The sequence below is a fragment of the Gynurincola endophyticus genome (genome assembly GCF_003991195.1).
Lineage (GTDB): Bacteria > Bacteroidota > Bacteroidia > Chitinophagales > Chitinophagaceae > Gynurincola > Gynurincola endophyticus.
Genome location: NZ_RCWL01000003.1, coordinates 98,239 through 118,424 on the forward strand (window position 1 = coordinate 98,239; position 20,186 = coordinate 118,424).

13 protein-coding genes are annotated in these 20,186 nt (G+C 37.0%); 5 read left to right on the forward strand and 8 right to left on the reverse strand.

Annotated features, from left to right (window positions below; all coding sequences use genetic code 11):
• Window positions 1–33: 33 nt before the first annotated feature.
• From uvrB to D9O48_RS07025, 5 genes are all read left to right on the forward strand, one after another.
• Window positions 34–2,070 carry an excinuclease ABC subunit UvrB gene (gene uvrB / locus D9O48_RS07005; protein WP_126972059.1) on the forward strand — a complete coding sequence of 679 codons (2,037 nt, stop codon included), beginning with the start codon at window positions 34–36 and terminating at the stop codon, window positions 2,068–2,070.
• Between the two features lie 12 nt (window positions 2,071–2,082).
• On the forward strand, window positions 2,083–4,893 hold the full coding sequence (polA, locus tag D9O48_RS07010; protein WP_126972061.1) for a DNA polymerase I: 2,811 nt from the start codon (window positions 2,083–2,085) through the stop codon (window positions 4,891–4,893).
• Window positions 4,894–5,160: 267 nt separating this feature from the next.
• Window positions 5,161–7,794 carry a hypothetical protein gene (locus D9O48_RS07015; RefSeq protein ID WP_126972063.1) on the forward strand — a complete coding sequence of 878 codons (2,634 nt, stop codon included), beginning with the start codon at window positions 5,161–5,163 and terminating at the stop codon, window positions 7,792–7,794.
• A 197-nt stretch (window positions 7,795–7,991) separates the two neighbouring features.
• Window positions 7,992–8,642: a DsbA family protein gene (locus D9O48_RS07020; RefSeq protein WP_126972065.1), complete on the forward strand. Its 651-nt coding sequence runs from the start codon at window positions 7,992–7,994 to the stop codon at window positions 8,640–8,642.
• Between the two features lie 10 nt (window positions 8,643–8,652).
• Window positions 8,653–9,738, forward strand: coding sequence for an amidohydrolase family protein (locus D9O48_RS07025; protein ID WP_126972067.1), 1,086 nt, complete (start codon window positions 8,653–8,655; stop codon window positions 9,736–9,738).
• Window positions 9,739–9,773: 35 nt separating this feature from the next.
• On the opposite strand, the gene D9O48_RS07030 is transcribed toward D9O48_RS07025, so the two are convergent.
• The 8 genes from D9O48_RS07030 to D9O48_RS07065 form a co-directional block, all read right to left on the reverse strand.
• The gene (locus D9O48_RS07030) at window positions 9,774–10,328 is read right to left on the reverse strand and encodes an STM3941 family protein (RefSeq protein ID WP_126972069.1); all 555 of its coding nucleotides are present in this window, start codon (window positions 10,326–10,328) and stop codon (window positions 9,774–9,776) included.
• 216 nt (window positions 10,329–10,544) lie between these two features.
• A complete protein-coding gene (locus D9O48_RS07035; protein WP_126972071.1) occupies window positions 10,545–11,381 on the reverse strand; it encodes a hypothetical protein in 837 nt (278 codons plus the stop codon).
• Between the two features lie 369 nt (window positions 11,382–11,750).
• Window positions 11,751–13,883, reverse strand: a complete 2,133-nt coding sequence (locus tag D9O48_RS07040) for a DEAD/DEAH box helicase (RefSeq protein ID WP_126972073.1) — start codon at window positions 13,881–13,883, stop codon at window positions 11,751–11,753.
• Window positions 13,884–15,197 (reverse strand): ATP-binding protein, encoded by a 1,314-nt coding sequence (locus tag D9O48_RS07045; RefSeq protein ID WP_126972075.1) that lies wholly within the window; start codon window positions 15,195–15,197, stop codon window positions 13,884–13,886.
• Window positions 15,194–17,071, reverse strand: coding sequence for a tellurite resistance TerB C-terminal domain-containing protein (locus D9O48_RS07050; protein ID WP_158624841.1), 1,878 nt, complete (start codon window positions 17,069–17,071; stop codon window positions 15,194–15,196). Before D9O48_RS07050 ends, D9O48_RS07045 begins: the two co-directional genes overlap by 4 nt.
• A gap of 666 nt (window positions 17,072–17,737) precedes the next feature.
• Window positions 17,738–18,148 carry a DUF1801 domain-containing protein gene (locus D9O48_RS07055; RefSeq protein ID WP_126972079.1) on the reverse strand — a complete coding sequence of 137 codons (411 nt, stop codon included), beginning with the start codon at window positions 18,146–18,148 and terminating at the stop codon, window positions 17,738–17,740.
• A gap of 6 nt (window positions 18,149–18,154) precedes the next feature.
• Entirely contained in the window at window positions 18,155–18,562 is a 408-nt protein-coding gene (locus D9O48_RS07060; protein ID WP_126972081.1) for a cupin domain-containing protein, read from the reverse strand.
• A 984-nt stretch (window positions 18,563–19,546) separates the two neighbouring features.
• Window positions 19,547–20,182, reverse strand: a complete 636-nt coding sequence (locus D9O48_RS07065; protein ID WP_126972083.1) for an HD domain-containing protein — start codon at window positions 20,180–20,182, stop codon at window positions 19,547–19,549.
• Between the last annotated feature and the right edge of the window lie 4 nt (window positions 20,183–20,186).

Genomic DNA, 20,186 nt, shown 5'->3' on the forward strand with positions numbered 1-20,186 from the left:
CGTATAATATAGTGAAGAAGAAATTTTAAGTTTATGCCTTTTCAATTACATTCTCCCTATCAGCCGTCTGGCGATCAGCCAACAGCAATTGCTCAGTTGACCAACGGGCTTTTAGAAGGTGAAAAGTTTCAGACATTATTGGGTGTTACCGGTTCCGGTAAAACATTCACAATGGCCAATGTTATTCAAAATGTACAAAGGCCTACCCTGGTTTTAACCCATAATAAAACCCTGGTAGCTCAGCTGTATGGAGAGTTCAAACAATTTTTTCCGAATAATGCTGTAGGCTACTTCGTTTCATATTATGATTACTATCAACCTGAAGCATATATGCCTGTATCTGATACTTATATTGAAAAAGATTTAAGTATTAATGAAGAACTTGAAAAACTCCGTTTGCAAACCACTACCGAACTATTATCCGGAAGACGCGATATTATAGTCGTAGCATCCGTAAGCTGTATATATGGTATTGGTAACCCTGCTGAGTTTGAAAACGGTATCGTACGAATCACTCAGGGACAAACAATTTCCAGGCAAGGCTTTCTACATTCTTTAGTAAATGCCCTGTACTCACGCACGCAAATAGATTTTAAACGAGGAAACTTCAGGGTTAAAGGAGATACGGTAGACATCAATTTACCCTATGTTGACCATGGATTCAGAGTTACTTTTTTTGGCGATGAAATTGAAAGCATTGAAACGATCGACGTTGATACCAATAAAAGAATTGCACGTGTAACAGAAGCGGCTATATTTCCAGCCAATCTATATGTTGCACCAAAAGATATGCTACAGGAAATCATTCATGAAATACAGGATGAATGCCAGGCCCAGGTTGAATACTATAAATCACAAGGAAAATTTATAGAAGCACAACGTCTCAACGAAAGAGTTAATTATGATCTCGAAATGATTCGGGAACTAGGATATTGTAATGGAGTAGAAAACTATTCACGATTTTTTGACCGTAGAAGACCAGGAACACGTCCCTTCTGTTTACTGGACTACTTCCCTAAAGACTTTTTGTGTATGATTGACGAAAGTCATCAGACCATCCCTCAAATCTCTGGAATGTATGGAGGAGACAGAAGCAGAAAGCTTGTTTTGGTTGATTATGGCTTCCGGCTTCCATCAGCACTTGATAACCGGCCATTGAACTTTCATGAGTTCGAAAACATGATCGATCAAACAGTTTTTGTATCAGCCACGCCAGGAGAATACGAATTAGAGAAAAGTGAAGGTATTGTTGTAGAACAAGTTGTTCGTCCAACCGGACTATTAGATCCACCAATTGAAGTAAGGCCGAGCCATAATCAAATTGACGATCTCTTAGAAGAAATTGATAAGAGAGTAAAAAAAGGTGATCGCGTATTGGTAACAACACTTACCAAGAGAATGGCAGAAGAAATGGATAAATATTTACATAAAATAAATATCAAGAGTAAATATATTCACAGCGAAGTGGATACCTTAGAACGTGTAGAGATATTAAGACAACTCCGACTTGGAGACATTGACGTACTGGTGGGTGTAAACTTACTGAGAGAAGGTTTAGATTTACCGGAAGTTTCTCTCGTCGCAATTTTAGATGCCGATAAAGAAGGTTTTTTAAGAAATGAGAAATCACTTACACAAACAGCAGGAAGGGCAGCAAGAAATGTAGAAGGATTAGTCATCTTCTATGCAGATAAGATTACTGAAAGTATGCGACGTACAATGGAAGAGACCGACAGAAGAAGAGAAAAACAAATCGCCTATAATCAACTACACGGAATTACTCCGAAAACTGTAGTAAAATCAAAAGACCAGGTTTTCGCACAAACATCTGTACTCGACATCAAGGGATATGATCCAGAAAATGAAAAAGCAAAACTCGCAGATGCGGATTTTATTAAAGTAGCAGAAGAAGAAACAATCTATCAAACGATTCCACAGCTTGAAAAAGCAATTCAAAACGTGAAAAAGACAATGGAAAAAGCTGCAAAAGATTTAGATTTTATGGAAGCAGCTCGCTTGAGAGACCAGATGTTTGCAATGCAGGAAAAACTTAAACAAATGAAAAAGTAAGGACCACAGCGTATGGAAAAAAAATTATTTCTTTTAGATGCAATGGCATTGGTTTTTAGAGCATACTACGCTCTTATCAGAAGTCCCAGAATTACTTCTAAAGGTAAAAACGTGAATGCTCAGTTTGGTTTTACAAACACGCTTCTTGAGCTCATCAATAACCAAAAGCCTTCACATATGGCCGTGTGCTTTGATACACAGACCCCTACCGAACGACATACAGATTTTGCAGATTACAAAGCGAACCGCCAGGAAGCTCCGGAAGATCTCATCATCGCAATTCCGGATATTAAAGAACTTTTGAAAGGCTTTAATATACCTATCATTGAAGCCGATGGCTACGAGGCAGATGATATCATCGGAACACTTAGCAAGCAGGCTGCACTTCAGGGATACGATGTGTATATGGTAACACCCGATAAAGATTACGGTCAATTAGTAGAAGAAAATATTAAAATATATAAACCCGGTTATCAAGGCGGTAAAGCAGAAATACTAGGCCCTGCCGATATTTGCGAAAAATGGAACATTGAGCATGTTGATCAGGTAGTAGATATCCTGGGCCTGATGGGCGATGCAGTAGACAATATCCCTGGTATTGCAGGTGTAGGAGAAAAAACAGCTGCTAAACTTTTAAAAGAATGGGGATCCCTTGAAGGTGTGCTGGAAAATGCAGATAAAATTAAAGGAGCTCTAGGCGAAAAAGTAAGAAATGGTAAAGACAACGCCATCATCTCTAAAAAGTTGGCGCGCATCATTACCAATGTTCCTGTTTCATTTCATGAAGAAGACTTCTTACTAAAAGAATGGAACCGTTCTGCCTTAAAAGAGGTATTTACACAACTAGAATTCAAAACGCTCGGAGCCAGAATTCTAGGTGAAGAAATCGTTGTGGCGGGTAAAATTCCTGCCGCAGGTGTTCAAACCGACTTGTTCGGAAATGTTGTGGCAACCACCAACACAGAATCTGAAGAAGAAAAAGAAGATTATACTTTTTCCACACATCAAACCATTGAAACCACGCCGCACGAATATCAAACCATACAAAGTGATGAAGAGATTGATGGATTGGTAAGAGTTTTATTGCAGCAAAAAGAAATTTGCTTTGACACCGAAACGACTGGCCTGGATGCAAACGAAGCTGAACTTGTTGGCGTATCCTTCAGCTTTGAAAAAAATAAAGGATATTATATCCCAATGCCTCCTGATAGAGAGGAAGCTATTCAAAAACTTCAACTCTTACAAGCCTTGTTTGATGATACTGAAATTACATGGGTAGCCCATAACTTTAAATTCGATATGCTCATCCTCAAATGGTACGGCTTTGAATTTAAGGGAAAAACATTCGATACCCTGCTGGCGCACTATGTAATTGACCCGGATGGTAAAAGAAGTATGGACTTTTTAAGTGAACAATTTTTAAACTATACGCCCATTTCAATTGAAAAACTAATCGGTAAAAAAGGAAAAAATCAGGGTAACATGCGCGATGTTGATATCCCTACAATTACCGAATATGCTGCAGAAGATGCCGACATCACATTACAGCTTAAACACCAGTTTACACCATTATTAAAAGAAAAAGCAGTAGAAAAAGTTTTCGGTGAAGTTGAAAACCCGCTTGTTCCGGTATTAACTGATATCGAATTTACCGGCGTTAAAGTAGATACGGATTTCTTAAATAATTACTCGAAAGAGTTGGAAATCGCTGCAAAAGAAGCAGAAGAATCCGTTTACGAACAAGCAGGCGTCAGGTTTAATCTTGCTTCTCCAAAACAACTGGGGGAAGTTTTGTTTGAAAAATTGAAATTAGATCCCAAAGCAAAAAAGACCAAAACAGGTCAATACGCTACCGGAGAAGATGTGTTAACCAAATTATCACAAGAACATAAAATAGTAGACAATATTCTTGCTTTCAGAGAATTAACGAAGTTAAAATCTACTTATGTAGATGCTTTGCCAACTATGATTAACAGTAAAACCGGTAGAGTACACACTTCGTACTCACAGGCGGTAGCTGTAACGGGGCGATTATCAAGCATTAATCCGAACCTTCAGAATATTCCTGTCAGAACTGAGAGAGGACGGGAAATCAGAAAAGCATTTATCGCCCGCGATGAAAACCACATTCTGCTCTCTGCAGACTATTCTCAGATCGAACTGAGAATCGTAGCAGCTATTAGTGGCGATCCGGCAATGTGCGAAGCCTTTAAAGCCAATAAAGATATTCATACAGCCACTGCATCAAAAGTATACGCTGTAGCAGAAGAAGAAGTAAGTAAAGAAATGCGCTATAAAGCGAAAAGCGTAAACTTTGGAATCATTTACGGACAAGGAGCATTTGGTTTAGCCGATAATCTTGGAATTTCCAGAACTGAAGCAAAAGAAATTATCGACAACTATAAAAAACAGTTTGCGGCTATTCAGGAATACATGAACAACATGATCAATTTTGCAAAAGAAAATGGTTATGTGCAAACACTCATGGGTAGAAAACGCTGGTTAAAAGATATCAACTCCTCAAACTTTACAGTAAGAGGATTTGCTGAACGAAACGCCATCAACTCACCTATTCAGGGAACTGCTGCCGATATGATTAAAATCGCTATGATTAAAATTCATAATCGATTTAAAGAAGAGAACTTTAAATCAAAAATGATTCTTCAGGTACATGACGAATTGGTATTTGACGCTCATAAAGATGAAGTAGATATTATCAAACCGATTATTCTTGATTGTATGCGTTCTGCACTGCCTCTTCCCAATGATGTTCCTGTAGAAGCTGAAATTGGCGCAGGATTTAATTGGTTAGAAGCACATTAATATCATTTTAATTTCTCCTGTAAATTTATTAATTCTGATACAAATACTTATACACTACTTTTTTATATAAGTAATTGTTTCACTTTATCTAAGCATTCTTAAAGGAGCTGTTATCGGTTTTCAACTGATAACAGCTCCTTTAATGTGTAAATTCACTTAACATTTCCTTTTGATAAAGTTTTCACAAACAAGACTTTCCGATTAATCCTACACTAGATTTAGTCGTCTAATCGTTGTATATTGGATTAACCTCTTAATGATTCCGTTATGAAATACTTATCATTTTTACTGACAACATTAGGCGTTCTTTTTGGTTTTGCTGTGAATGCTCAAACCAAAACAGTTCCGCTTAACGATGGGGCTAATTTGAAGATTTATCAATTAGAACCAGAATCAAAATCAGGCAATCAGGTAAATGCTAAAGTAGCGATCAGCTATAATAAAGGCAACGAAGACCCTGTTTTTGGAATGATGTGGATTTCTGCTACTTCTGTTGAAGATGGTAGCCAGATTCAACTTCAAAATATTAATGTTACCGACATTAAAATTCCACAACTGAATGATGAAACCGAAGCAGCACTGAAAGCAGATTTAACGGCTAAGTCCGATAAAATTAATTTCACGCTAACCAAGTCTCAGTTTGATAATGCCCTACAGCTATATCAAAAAGAAAATGCTTTGTCTAAAAACATTCAGCATAATGCTCCAAAAATTATTTATGCCCAAAAGCCAAGTATTCTGATTCTGGTAGATGGAACACCTAATTATCAGAAAAATGAAGAATTAGGAGTGAATATGGTGGTGAACTCGCCGTTCGCTATTGTACAAAATACTGACGGAAAACATTATGTATACGGAGGTAAACATTGGTATGTAGCTAATTCACTAAAAGGAAACTATGCTCTAACCACCAATCTTCCACCAAAAATCAGCCAGGTAGAGAGCTCACTAAAGAAAATTCAGGAAGATAATAATAGCCAGGAATTCGAAGAATACGATGAAAACACTATTTACGATATTATAGTAAGTACTGAACCGGCAGAATTAATTCAAAGTAATGGTGAAGCTAACTTTTCACCGGTTACAGGAACCAATCTATTGTTTGTAGAAAACTCAGATGATGACATTTTTATGGACATCAACTCTCAGCAATATTATACATTGTTGGCAGGCCGCTGGTATACCAGCAACAACCTGAACAACAGTTGGAAATATATTGCATCCGAAAGTCTTCCGAAAGACTTTGCACAAATCATTGAAGGTTCTTCTAAAGATAATGTATTAGCATCTGTGGCAGGTACGAATGCCGCAAAAGAGGCTGTATTGGATGCACAGATTCCGCAAACCGCTAAAATCAGCAGATCTTCTTCTAATACAAACATCTCTTATGACGGCCAGCCTCAGTTCGAAAGCATTGATGGCACCAACATGCAATATGCTGTAAACTCACCCGCTTCTGTTATTAAATACCAGGGCAGATTCTACGCAGTAGAAGATGGAGTATGGTATGTTTCAAATTCGGCACAAGGCCCGTGGCAGGTAGCAACTGATCGCCCTGACCAGGTAGCTTTGATTCCACCAAGTTCTCCTGTGTACAACGTAAAGTATGTTTACATCTATGACGTAACTCCCGACTATGTTTACATGGGGTATACACCTGGATATTTGAACACTTACATCTATGGACCAACTGTTGTTTACGGTACCGGTTATTTTTATAGACCATGGATCGGAAATCACTACTATGCGCGACCTTATACCTGGGGCTTCAATATCAGATATAATCCGTGGTATGGTTACGGGTTTGGATTTAATTACTATTCCGGATGGTTCTATAATCCATGGAGATGGAATAACTGCGGTTGGTGGGGACCAAGAATGTATCGCCCTTCCTATGTTTACAGACCACATTATTTCAGAGGACAAATGGTTAGAACCGGATTTTATTCCAATAGATATTATAACAACTATCGCCCTCAGATTACCAGAGGTATCAGAAATAATAACATCTACCGCGACAGAAGAGATATTGTGAGCAGAGACAGAGGTAGAATTATTCAACCGGAAAGAAACAATGGTCAGATTACCAGACCGCCAAGAAATATTGAAAGAAACTCTGCCAGATTTCAAAATCCGAATGCAGGCGAACGTGTGGTAAGAAATAATCCTTCAAATGGTGGACGTATTGACCGCAGTAACAGAAATGAAGGAACGGCCAATAATGGAGGTCAAAGAATTGATCGCAGCTACAGAAACAATGGTAATAGCAGAGAAGGAGTAACAAACGGCGGACAAGCGATTGATCGTAGTTATAGAAATAATAACTCAACACGAAACAACAATATTAATAACAGAGGAAATGTTACACAAAACAGAAACAATGGTATTAATAGAGAGTATCGCAACAATAATGCGGGTGGAAATGCAGGAGCTCCGCAAGCGGGTTCTGACAGAACATTCCGCAGCAATGATCGTACGCAACGACCAAATAACGGACAGCGACCTCAAATAAGTGAAAACCGTACACCGGAAAGATCTTACAGAGGAGAGGTTAACCGTCCGAACAATAATACGAGAGTAACTCCGAATAATAACGGTAGAAACAATACGCCACCACAAAGAAACAGTGGCAGTGTTAGCCGTCCGCAACAGCAGGCGCCTAACAGATCGTCTGGAAGCGTACAGCGTGGAAGTAGTGCTCCAAGCCGTCAAAGCGGAGCGTCGGTTCAACGCAGCAGCGAACGCCCTAGCAGAAGTTCAGGCAGCAGCGTTTCCAGAGGTAGCAGCAGTCAATCTTCAAGAAGCAGTGGCAGTGTTTCCAGAGGAAGCAGTAGCCAGTCATCCAGAAGCAGTGGCGGTGCTCCTTCAAGATCAAGTAGTAATAGTAACGGCAGACCATAAACATATGTAAAGTTTAAAATACCCTCCAAAATGTATGGAGGGTATTTTTTTGCTATTCTATGCAGCTGAATGACTCTCCAGATCGCAATACAAGTTCTTATATCCAGATTATTTCCTCCTATTAAACAAGCCCGAACAGTTGTTTTTTCAGATCTTTTTAGCAGTTATATTGTTATACTTGTATAATAATTTGAGCTATGAACAAAATCATTTATTGCTACGACGCTTATTGTGGATGGTGTTACGGATTCAGTAAGGTAATCAGAAAAATAGCACACGAATATAAAAAAGAGCTGCAGTTTGAAGTGCTTTCAGGAGGAATGATTCTTCCCGAAACACCACGACACATCACTGCGATGGCAACGGTAATTAAAGAAAATTATAAAAGAGTAGAAGAGTTAACCGGTGTTACTTTTGGTGAAGATTTTCTTTGGCATGTTTTCAATACCGATCAAAGCGACTGGTACCCAAACTCAGAAAAACCAGCCATCGCATTATCCATTTTCAAAGAAATGTACCCGTCTTTACAGGTTGATTTCGCAGCTGATCTTCAATATGCACTCAATTATGAAGGCAGAGATCTGTGTGATGATGAAGCCTACAGACATTTACTCGACAAATACAATATCAATCACCAGGAGTTCTATGAAAAACTTCACAGTGAAAAATACAAAGAACTGGCACATTATGAGTTTGCACTGTGTCAGCAACTACAGGTAAAAGGTTATCCTGCAGTTTTTTTTCAGGCCGGAGAGCAAAAGTTTTATATGATTGGTAGCGGCTTTACTCCTTATGAAACTTTAAAAGAAAGAATTGAACTCGTAAAAAAAGAAATTCAAAAAGACTAACCCCTTCCATATGAGATTAACCTCTTTATTACTGGGTACACTTGTATCCACCAGCACCTTAAATGCACAGGAAAAAGCTAGAATTGATTTTGAAAGCTATAACCCACCCAGTACACTAAAAGTAGCAGCACATGTACAAACACGCGCGAAGTTCCCTTTTATTGACGTACACAATCACCAACGTAATCTGGATGCTGCGGCCCAAAAGCAACTGCTTTCAGCAATGGACACTTTAAATATGCGGGTAATGGTAAACCTGAGTGGTGGTTCGGGAGATCGGTTAAAACAACAGATCGATGCATTGAAACAAACCGGCAGTGACCGTTTTGTAGTGTTTGCCAATATCGATTTCAATGGCATCGGAAATGCCGGCTGGACGGAAAAAGCAGTACAGCAATTAAAAGAGGATATTGCCTATGGGGCAAAAGGAGTAAAGATTTTTAAAAGCCTTGGTTTTAGCGTTAAAGACACCGATGGTAAATACGTGGCAATTGATGATAAACGCCTGGCGCCGCTTTGGGATCTTTGTGGCAAATTAAAAGTACCGGTACTTATCCATACTGCCGACCCTCCCTCCTTCTGGGGAGAACCCGACGAATCAAACGAAAGATGGTTAGAACTGTTAACGCATCCTAACCGGAAGCGTTCAGCAAACGATCCCGCACCTTTTGATACATTGATCGCACAGCAACACCGCCTATTCAAAAATCATCCAAAAACGACATTTATCGCTGCTCACTTCGGATGGTATCCTAACGACCTGCAGCATTTATCAACACTCCTCGATCAAATGCCGAATATGATGATTGAGTTCGGAGCTGTTATTGCTGAACTTGGCCGCCAGCCTAAAGCAGCAAAAGCATTCTTTGATAAATATTCAGACAGAATTTTGTTTGGTAAAGACAGCTGGGTTCCTGCTGAATATACAACCTACTTCAGAGTACTGGAAACCAACGACGAATATTTTCCTTATCATAAGAAGTATCATGCTTTTTGGGCAATGTATGGAATGGGGCTGAGTGACGAAGTTTTAAAGAAAGTTTACTATAAAAACGCAGCACGTTTATTGAATATTCCCCTAAACAAGTTTGAATAAAAGAAAATCCCGGTAAAGTTCACCGGGATTTTCTTTTATGCGATTTTATATCTTTCAAAGTATTTATGTAACAAGCTCAATAATTCACGGTGCTCCATCTTTACATCATTCGTAGTAATTAATACAGGAGAACCATAATGTTTCAGATTCGATTTCAACAGGTTTTTCTTGAACTGATTAGCTTCTGCTGAAATATATTTTTCCGGATCATGAAGTTTTAATACAACAAATGATTGTTTTGAAACAGCCGTTCGAATAGAGCAATCTTCAATTGATTTTATATCAGTCCACGGAATCAGCCCCTTTTTAAAAATGGTAACATTCTCCGATACTCCATCTTGACTCAACAACAAAGCAGCATTTTCTCTGAACAGTTGTTTAGAAAAAAAATATATTCCTAAAGTGCCCAACATTAAGGCACCATATTTTGCAATTACTTTTAGCACAGGATTATCAAAGAAAGAATTACCAGACTGAGGATCGCTGACTATCAGCCAGATACCTGCTAACAAAAACAGGATAGAAATCAGCAAAAGTATTACTGCTCTGAGCTTATTAAAAGGTATTTCAACATTCTGAACATCCCGCATAAGGTGGTGTTTTTTAAAATCAACGTACTGTCTGAAACCAAAGAGGTTATGAAAGAACATCAGCAAATGTTCTCCGATAATAATAAAATACGAAAAAAAATTGAATTTTCCAAAAACTGCTCCGGTGATCTTCGTAAAAAGAGAAGACCAAAACTTGTAAAAATGTGACATTTCAGGTATAAGAATCCTGCCCTACTCTTAACTAATTAAATCTAACTACAATAGATCATTCAAAATCTGCTTAGCCTTATCTTTAGCTGTGGCGGTTACATCTGCTGTCAGAGACGAAGATTTATTAATTTCCGAATAAACAGATTTGACAATATCCTTCACTGTTTCCGGTTTAGCAGCAACATCACTCAGTGCCTTTTGCAAATTTCTTCCGTCTTTTATTTTCTTTAAAGCATAAGCAATTGCAACTGCGTCATTCATTACTTTTTCTTCTTCGCTTTTAATCGTACCGAAAACACCCAATATTGCAGGAAGAATTGTCGTATTCGTTTCCCAGATTTTAGATTTGATTTTCTCAAAAGCATTTTTTAGTTCTACATACGTATCTGCTTTCAAGTCAACATTTGAGGGAAGCAATCCGGTTATCTCGCTCGAAGAAATTCCGACTACCTCAAAACGTACGGAAGCACTTAGATTATTAAACTGGGCAGAAGCCGTCACCATCGGCAAGGAAGAAACATCGGCTGATGCATTCAATTTTTTAATATTTACAATCCAACGGATACTGATACCACAATGAAGTGTATCGGTTCCCTGAGTAATTTCTTTATACTTTTTATACTCCTGAATAAACACTCTTCTCGACAGTTTATTATCTGTAGCACCAAAAGGAATGCGGAGCGCCAGTGCCGTATCAACTGAAAGGTCAATGATATCAACGGTTTCTCTGTCGAGCTCACTCAACCTGGTAGGTAACTGCACCTGATTAGAGTTAACTAATCGCAGCAAATTTTCAGATTCCAGCTCAATCTGATCTTTTACCTCATCGATGTTAGCAATAAAACTGGCGGTAGCACCACTGAAGGGAATATATTTTGTCATATTGATACATTGGTTTAATTGTATCAATAAATATACGGTTATGTATAACAGAAATCAATACACTAGTCGAAAAATATGGCACTAGATAATTACCCTGGGTATGTCTGAAGTTATTCTATAAAAAAGAAATAAATAAAACTCATTGCAAGTGAGGTTGTTAATAATAAAGTAAACTAAAAAACATTGATACGTAAAACGTATTCAAATTAGTACAACTTTCGTTGTACTAAATATAAAGTCGTTGTTAATGTTCAACCACTCTATATTTTGTTTGATTTTTTTATTGGTGCATAGGTTTTGTGATAGCCATCCAATACGGTTAAACATGAAGTAAAATCGGTTTTCAGCATTCCCAATTAATATATACTATTATTCAACACTGTTACTAACCCAAACAACTGTTTCCAGAAACCTGACAGTTGATGCTATATCGTAATAGTTTGCTTTCAAAAGTTCGACCTGATAAGGTAGAGGAAGCAGAAAGCTCCATTTTGAACGATCTAAAGTACCGGACCAGGTTTCTAAAAGATGACTGATGTGGTTGTCAATTTGCGGAACAATGCTTAATAGCGAATTCCATTTCGTAAACAATTCTTCTTTAGAAATTTCTAACCTGAAACAACTGGCATCCTCTTTTAGATCATTTTTTATCTCTGCTATATTTAAGAACAATTGTAATGTTCTGTTGATTCGTGTACTTTCAAACGTAAACAATTCAAGATAGTTATCGGCAACGAGCAATGGCCGTTGGATTCGGATATTATCAATTCTGAAAGAAGAAAAGAAATCACGCATTGAGTTGATTTCCTGTCTTCCCGGATTATCAACGAAGCTGTAACTTTCTTTTTCATATAATATTTCAATCATTTTTTCTCTGACTCGTGAATGAGTCATACCAGCAGTTCCAAAAAACATAGGTTTCTTTCCATCATTCGCCGGTATTACATGAATTTTTCCGGCTGCCTGGTCGATATCTTTTATTTTCCAGATTTTAGCAGCGAGCAATATATTTTCATCTTGTATTATTTGTGGAGAAAAAGGAATTTCGCCGATCTTGTTTCCGGCATTTATTACTTTTAAGTTTTTTTCTGTTTTAAAAGCACTATAAAAGTCTCGGTGATTAACGATTTTTTCACCGCTAACACCAATAATCAAATCCTGTTGAATTTTTTCCAACCAATCATTTTCCAGTAAATATGTAATGATAGCCTCTACTTCATGTATTTCAATAGTGCTGAAAGCAGTATTCTTTCTAAGGGTTTCTATTAAAGAGGAAGGTCTAATTCCTGAAGATCCTCTAACAATTGACAAAATCTGATGCGCCAGAATGTCAAATGATTTTTCCTTAATAAATGGAGGTTCAATAAAGTCTTCTTTATAGAGTAACCAACAGGCGATCGATTGTATAAGGCTCCACTCTTTTGTAGCATACAAAAACAGGTTACTGGTTTGACCTTTTTTTCTACCGCTTCTCCCCACCCGCTGAATCAATGAGGCAATACTATGCGTTGCGTCAATCTGAACAACTTCATCTACGCTACCGATATCTATTCCTAATTCCAGTGTTGAAGTACAGGAAATACAAAAATTTTGTCGGATATTATTCTTTGCAAAGTATTCAACATATTCTCTTACTTCACGATCTACTGAAGAATGATGTGAAAAGTAATTCGTGTGTCCTTTTTTCCTGGCAGCAATTTTTTTAAGACTTACGGCAACTTCTTCTGTACGACCTCTGCTATTCGGAAAAATCAATACTTTATTATCTTTTGTTTCTTCGTACAAATCATCTAACAGATCGGGCGGCAAGGCATCACCTGTGCTTTTAAAATAGCGGAATTCCACCGCTATTTCTTTGGCAGTTCTATCTAATAAAACTTTTGTATTTAATTCATCTCCCGTGAACTTTTTAGCTTCGCTATAATCTCCGATCGTTGCCGATAATCCGACTATTTTAAAAGAATCTTGGTTCAGCTGTTGTAGTCTGGATAAAACTGATTTCAGCTGTATACCCCGATCTGTGCCAATAAATGCATGAACTTCATCAACCACCACATACTTGAGATTTCCGAAAAGATGTTTTACCTGATGGGTTTTGTTTACGAACATTGCTTCGATTGATTCGGGTGTAATCAATACAATTCCATTGGGCTCTTTAATTAGTTTTTCTTTTCCTGATCTGTTGGCTTCACCGTGCCATTTGGTAACAGAAACGTCCAGATATTTACAAAGTTCTTCAATTCGATTAAACTGATCATTGATCAGAGAAATCAACGGGGAAATATAAAGCACCTGAACACCCGGCTCTTTAAAGTTAACTTTTGTTAGAATTGGTAAGAATGCCGCTTCGGTTTTACCGGAGGCCGTTCTGGATGCAAGGATATAATTACTGTCAGATGTTATGATCCGATCAATAGCAGCATTTTGGATAGGGCGAAGTTCATCCCAACCCTGATCACGAATATATCGTCGTATAGGTTCTGAAAGTAAATTAAACGACATTTATAATTCTTCTATACTGTCAAATGAGATTTCGTCTGGCCGTTCGTCTGTTATTTCAATATCTCCGAAAAGAGTAGCCTTATCAACATGCGGGTTCTGACGAAGAATATTGAGGATACTCAAAAAGTCGCGAATGACTTCTCTGGGCGTGAGAAACTCCGTAGCCCCGGGCTTATTGAACATAACTTCCATATACTGATGTATTTCATCATCAGTAATGGATATTTGCGTTTTATAGTGAAAGTCAAAAATAGCTTTCAGTTTCTGAAGTAACACGAAAATTTCATTATGACTAAGTGGAAACAATCTGATTACAGGCTGTGCGAAATCGCGGATATTCTGTGTTTCAAACCGATTGGTAGATAATCTTGATTTTAAAGCATGATAGCTGAACAATCCCCGTCGCTCATTTTCTAGTACCTCTTTTGTTCCAGCAAAGTTTATAAAAAGATGATTCACTTTACCTTGTAAACAATCATTATAAATAGTGAGAATTTTTTCATAGTTCTTCTCACGCATAGCAGAGGTTGAAATTTTATACAGATTAATGGCTTCATCCAGATTGATCATAAAACCGCTATAGCCCATGTTTACAAACAGGCGACAGAAGTTTTTAAGCATATCGTAATAATTCAGGTCGTTAATGATTTCCCTTACACCCAGCTCTTGTTTTGCTTCTGTTTTTGTTTTGTATTCACCTTTAAGCCACTTCAATGCACTCCGTCTTAATAAATCATCATCTTTAATATAACCTTCATAATATTTCATTATCACTGTACCAAAGTCAAAACTTCCCACTTCTGTAATCTCATTGATCGTTTCCATAATGGTAGCCTGTACCAACGGCAAATGCTGTTCATTACGAATTTCTGTGAGAGGGATGTTGTTAACCCTGGACGCCTGAAGAACTGCTTGTTCTATCCATTTTTCTAATAAGGTTGGTAATGCGCCGCCTTCAGGTTTTGTCTGAATCGAAATGTTGTCAATGATAGCGGAGTATAATATGACTGCTTTACCATCATTAGAGTAAAGCCTGTTGTCAGGTGTAAAATCTGCATTTGATACAACAAACTTTTGCTTTAAGGCAACAGTATTTAGCAGATGAAGCATAAAGGATTTACCAGAACCAAAGTCGCCAATCCAGAATTTCACCATACTGTGTCCTTCCTTTACATCATTTAAAGCTGTAATAACGGCACTGATTTCTTCGGAGCGACCAACTGCGATATGCTGTACACCAATTTTCGGAACAACTCCACCGATAAGTGAATTGATAATCGATGTAGCTTCTTTAGGTTTAATATTATCTATCATATTGCGCTGATTCGTTGAAAATAATTAGGGTTGATGGTATAAAAACCTTCTTCTTCTTCAATTAGTAGATCATCTAATAATTCGTAACATGTTTCATTAATGCTTTCTATAAGCTGATTACTGAAAAGACCTCTTGTTTTAGAATAAATTTCGAAATCCTCTACTGCTAAAGAAAAGTTACTCTTTACGAATAGCCCGATAACATCTGTTTGGTGGTTATTCAAAACTAATTCGTTTACAAAAGGCGAAGCATGTTCCAATTCATTCTTTTTAACAATTTCCATTTTCACCTCCTCACTATTAATTTCCACCGCTTTAATAGAGGTATTATCATCTTCAAAATCATCTTTCAGGTATTCGTTCAGAAGTTCTACTGTTTCTGAATGTTGTTGCCGGGCTTCTTTTATAAACGAAGAATCGAGTTTAATTTTCTTACGTTTAACTTCATATAATACAGGAACAGTACGAAGTGCTTTTTTTAAATCTTTATCATGAATCAGATCACTTACAATTTTTTCAAAAGCATGTAATTGTTCATTCGTTTGAAATAAACTTTTCTGAATTGTTTTAGTAAGTTGTTTGTTGTTAAAAGAAGCCGATTTTAAATCGTAATGTAAATAATACAAATAAAGAGAAATAGCAGACTCCCTGTCGCTTTTAGAAATAAATTTTGAGGCCTCAAAAAAGATATTCTCAACGCTGGGATTTTTTTTATTTAATTTACCGAGGTTAATGACCGATTCTACAAACTTTTTAGCATTTCCATCAAATACAGTTGTTAATTCCTCAAACTGCTTTTTCCACCGGGTAGTACTGACTGCATTCAGCGCTACTTCCGATTTTTGATCAGGAAGCTCAATCTGCTCTGATAAAGCAGGTAGTAACTCTTTGACTTTAGAGAAGTATTTTTCTTCCAGAATACTATTTACGTCCTTATTAGAATAACCGGTATCAGTATTTATTTTACGATTATACCCATGTTTTATACGAACTGCATTTTCACAATATTGAAATGTAGTTGTATGTATACCATCGGCACAAATTTTCATAAAATATTTATAGTCATTAGATCCTTTTCTATATTTATGTTCTTTTCTTACAATGATATCCGCAGCTTCCTCAATGATATCTTTAAAAGAAGAACCTTCTTCTTTATACTTTTTTCTTAACTCATCAATTAAAGCAACATATAGCTTTACTGTGGCAATCAGGCAAAACTCAATATCACAGAAATTATTAGTCGGATGTGTAATTCTATCCAGCAGGCTCGCCTGCTCATTATCCAGATTTAATAAAACATTGTACTTTCGGCCTAATCTCCAGAAGTCTGAACTGGTATCATATCCGTCAGTAGTTGCATCAATCTCTGTTTTTATCCGCTCTGCTTCTTCATCATCACCGCGCTCTTCCATCTTCTTTATCAGAGCGTTAATTGCGGCTGACTCTACACGTGGGTAGTTTTGTGCCAGCAATTTGAGCTGACTTTCAAGTCTTACAATATTTTTATCCTTTTCATAATCATTCAGGAGCTCAAGTAGTAAAACTGACGCATAGTTTACATTCTTTCCTATCTCCAGGTATTCTCCTTTTATAAATTTGTCTCTAAATATTTTATAAAAAGACTTCTGCTCAACACTGGCCTTATCGATATCCGTATGCTGTTTTATATAATCATGCGCCCAGTAGGGAGCCTCCGGCTTTTTTTTGTCAATGTGATGGTTTATTTTTTGTGATTTTCCTGTAACATCTATAATAGAACTGTCTTTGACTTTACCTTTTGAGTCTGTATGAGTAATGGTAACTTTTATATTATTGAGAATATGCTGAATATATTCTTCGTCAGTAGTTTCTTTTAATGATTTCCTGGTTCTCATAGGAAGCGTATTAACAACGTTCTGTTTTTGTTTCTTTTTAGGTTTTACCATCAGGTAAAAAATAAATAATGCAAAGGCAAATAGAATAGCAGCTGTCATTTCTTTTTGAATGTTACTTTCAACGTATAGTATTTACTTAAAATTAGAAACCAACAGCTTACAGCTTTTCTTAAAGCCGGTTGTGTGTTATTTTTTAGTTCTTTGTGTTATGCTAATTAAATAATTCCTGAATCGTAAGCTGCATTGAACTGACCGTTTACTTAAAAGCAAAACAGGTTTCAGTCAACTACTAAATATACATAAGAATGTAAACCGAAAACATATTTCTGTTTCTTGGGGTGGGCAGAATAGGGTTTTGTAACCTTCTTTATCCGATATTATTACAAAAGCCAACAAATACATATTGACAGTCAACAGTATACGTACTGCACACCAACACCATTGATAAAAATCAATAAAAACAAGATGCTGTTTTAAGATACCCTATAGTGGATAACGCATTCTTTTACCACATAGTATTATAACTACCAGTTTTAACACAGGTAAAGGTCAGAATACTATTCGTATATAATGTACGGTTTTCCGTAATAAGTCTTTTGAATAATACTATAACATACGAGAAACATCAGCAGAAAGTTTCAATGAGGAGATTAAAAGTGGTCATTCTCATTTCTCCACCAAAGTCAGCCACTCTGTAATAGTAGCTTTTAATTTTTTTTCTTTTGCCCGGATGTCTTCAAGATTTTTAAAGTGAATCATTCGTCTGCCGTCGGTATAATCACCTTCGAGTAAATCCTTATTTACTTTTATAGTGGCTCCGGTAGGTAGCACACACATGATTTTGTTTTTGCGCAGGTTCATTACCAGCAGGTCGCGTTTGTACTCTTTGGCATCAAAAACTTTCATATCTCCGGCATAGTAAAAAGCGGGGGAGTTCCATTTGACGTGTTCACCAATTTCCTTGTCGATAGAAAGAATAAACCGGCGCAGGTATTCCACTGCGGGTTGAATGGAAGGCGACAAGGTTTGAATATGTTGTGTAACCAGTTCGCTATCGGTGAGTTTTGCTTTAGCCATGCGTTTTTATTGATTGTTTTCAAACCATTTTACAATAGCCGGCATATTGCGCTCAAATCCTCCGGGAATAAAAAAGTTTAAAACGCCGGTTTTTTGGTTGGTTTGATTTTTAAAATCATGCATTGTTTTTGCGGGAATTCTGAGAAAAGTACCTTTTGGTGCATCGATCCATTCGTCACCTACCAGAAAAGAAGTTGTTCCTTCCAATACATAAAACACTTCATCATTCTCTTCATGGAAATGCGCACCGGGGCCATCCGAGTTTGGCTCCAGCCACCATTCAGAAACGCTATACTTTTCATTCGTTTCATTTTCATCGGCTTTGAAAATCGCTGTCATATTTCCGCACTGGTAAGTACGTCCTTCGCCGGCAGAAAGAATGATGGAATCGGTATGTTTTTTTGAGGGTTTCATATAAAACAAGCTGTTGAAAATTAGTTATTAGAAAAACCATTAACTGCTATGTAAAAATAAATTATGACTCCTTAAAAATTACTTTACACCATTTGAAGTTTTTTTCACAGTACGTGTAAGAATACTATAAATAATAAATGCATACAAAATCGTAAAATTAGAAGTCATCGGTCGATTCGGATCACCTGTGGATATATGGATAAGCTCTGAAACAACACCTCCCGCAAATAAACTCACAACAACTCTCACCCATGTCTTTTTTAAATATTTCATCTATTGTTAATTTTTAATTCTTTAAACACTTAATAGCCCGACTACCTGATTTTTATACCCTGCTATAAAAGAGCATATATTACAGAATACTCAATATATGAATTATCACGAAACAACAAGTATTGGAAAAATTATAATACTTCATCACATATCTTACTAATATTGCGTCACTTTATTATAACCCCGTCTGTTAAGTTCATCAGTGGAGTACTTATTTGTTAAACCATAATTCTCATTTATCCCCGTAGCAGAATCTATTTTGCGGTGAATAAGCCCCTCTATTCACCGCAAAAATGCGGAGAATAATATGTATATTCACCGCAGAAAGAATGATGGAATCGGTATGTTTTTTTGAGGGTTTCATATCGCTTAAAGATTACTTTAGAGTAGCTTTACCCTGCCCATGGTGAACAGGAAGGGTAAAGTAAATTTAACAAAAAGCAGCAGAATAACTCTCGAAAAAAGGAAGGAAAAGAACTTTGCTAACAACTCCTATGTAACTCAATTAATTAGCACAGATTCAGAAACACAGGCTCTTCAGCATTATCTAAGGACTCAGGTAAAGAAAATATATCAGGACCTGACTAAATATGAAATTTTTTTGCGGGGAGGATTTACGTGTTTCCGTAAACGCGGTTATTACTTAAAGAGATGAATGGCTAAGGTATTTGTAAATAAAATATTGATTTAATCTTTTTCATTATTGCAGTCTTAAGAGCTATGCTGTAACCAATCAAGTTCTCTCTGCAAATTTTCTCTCGCCTGAGATTCATATTTGTTTTTAAAAAAAGGCGTCTTGAAAATCTCCTGAAAGTTCAAAAACTGTTGCAATACTTTTTTACGCCCTGCATTAAACAAAGCATCCGGATAAATTGAATACTCTGCCCTGATCTGTTTTCTATAGTTAAGATAGATCTCCGGGGCTTGTCCTAGAATTGCTAAATCGGCATCAAGCAGATAATTCGTATCAGTGTTTGCTGATCTCTGATGTGCTTTTGTAGCAATGATCTGTCCGCATACCTTCTCAATCTGCTCAACCGGCAAGCCCAGTTCTTCAAGCCGGCGCTTCGCCAGTTCAGCACTTTGTTCTTCGTTAGCACTCGCGGCAGGATGATAGATGATGTCGTGGTAGAATATCGAAAACAATAAAGTATCATAGTCTTTAATCTTTATTTCAGCACCATGGAGTGCCGCAATCATTTGCTCAAGGTGGGAAAGATTATGATAATGCCTGTTCTCCTGCTGATAGTTTTGTTCTATTTCATTCCAACATTTATCCTTCCGGGAAGCATTCTCCGTGTAAGTAGACAGGAGTTGATAAAATATTTTTTCCAGTATTTCTGACATTGTA

Bases quoted from the DNA above. Each gene is read 5' to 3' on its own strand.
- D9O48_RS07015 (WP_126972063.1), top strand. From the start codon at position 5,161: ATGAAATACTTATCATTTTTACTGACAACATTAGGCGTTCTTTTTGGT.
- D9O48_RS07055 (WP_126972079.1), bottom strand. From the start codon at position 18,148: ATGGCTAAAGCAAAACTCACCGATAGCGAACTGGTTACACAACATATT.
- polA (WP_126972061.1), top strand. From the start codon at position 2,083: ATGGAAAAAAAATTATTTCTTTTAGATGCAATGGCATTGGTTTTTAGA.
- D9O48_RS07060 (WP_126972081.1), bottom strand. From the start codon at position 18,562: ATGAAACCCTCAAAAAAACATACCGATTCCATCATTCTTTCTGCCGGC.
- D9O48_RS07030 (WP_126972069.1), bottom strand. From the start codon at position 10,328: ATGCGGGATGTTCAGAATGTTGAAATACCTTTTAATAAGCTCAGAGCA.
- D9O48_RS07035 (WP_126972071.1), bottom strand. From the start codon at position 11,381: ATGACAAAATATATTCCCTTCAGTGGTGCTACCGCCAGTTTTATTGCT.
- D9O48_RS07025 (WP_126972067.1), top strand. From the start codon at position 8,653: ATGAGATTAACCTCTTTATTACTGGGTACACTTGTATCCACCAGCACC.
- D9O48_RS07050 (WP_158624841.1), bottom strand. From the start codon at position 17,071: ATGAGAACCAGGAAATCATTAAAAGAAACTACTGACGAAGAATATATT.
- D9O48_RS07020 (WP_126972065.1), top strand. From the start codon at position 7,992: ATGAACAAAATCATTTATTGCTACGACGCTTATTGTGGATGGTGTTAC.
- D9O48_RS07065 (WP_126972083.1), bottom strand. From the start codon at position 20,182: ATGTCAGAAATACTGGAAAAAATATTTTATCAACTCCTGTCTACTTAC.
- uvrB (WP_126972059.1), top strand. From the start codon at position 34: ATGCCTTTTCAATTACATTCTCCCTATCAGCCGTCTGGCGATCAGCCA.
- D9O48_RS07040 (WP_126972073.1), bottom strand. From the start codon at position 13,883: ATGTCGTTTAATTTACTTTCAGAACCTATACGACGATATATTCGTGAT.
- D9O48_RS07045 (WP_126972075.1), bottom strand. From the start codon at position 15,197: ATGATAGATAATATTAAACCTAAAGAAGCTACATCGATTATCAATTCA.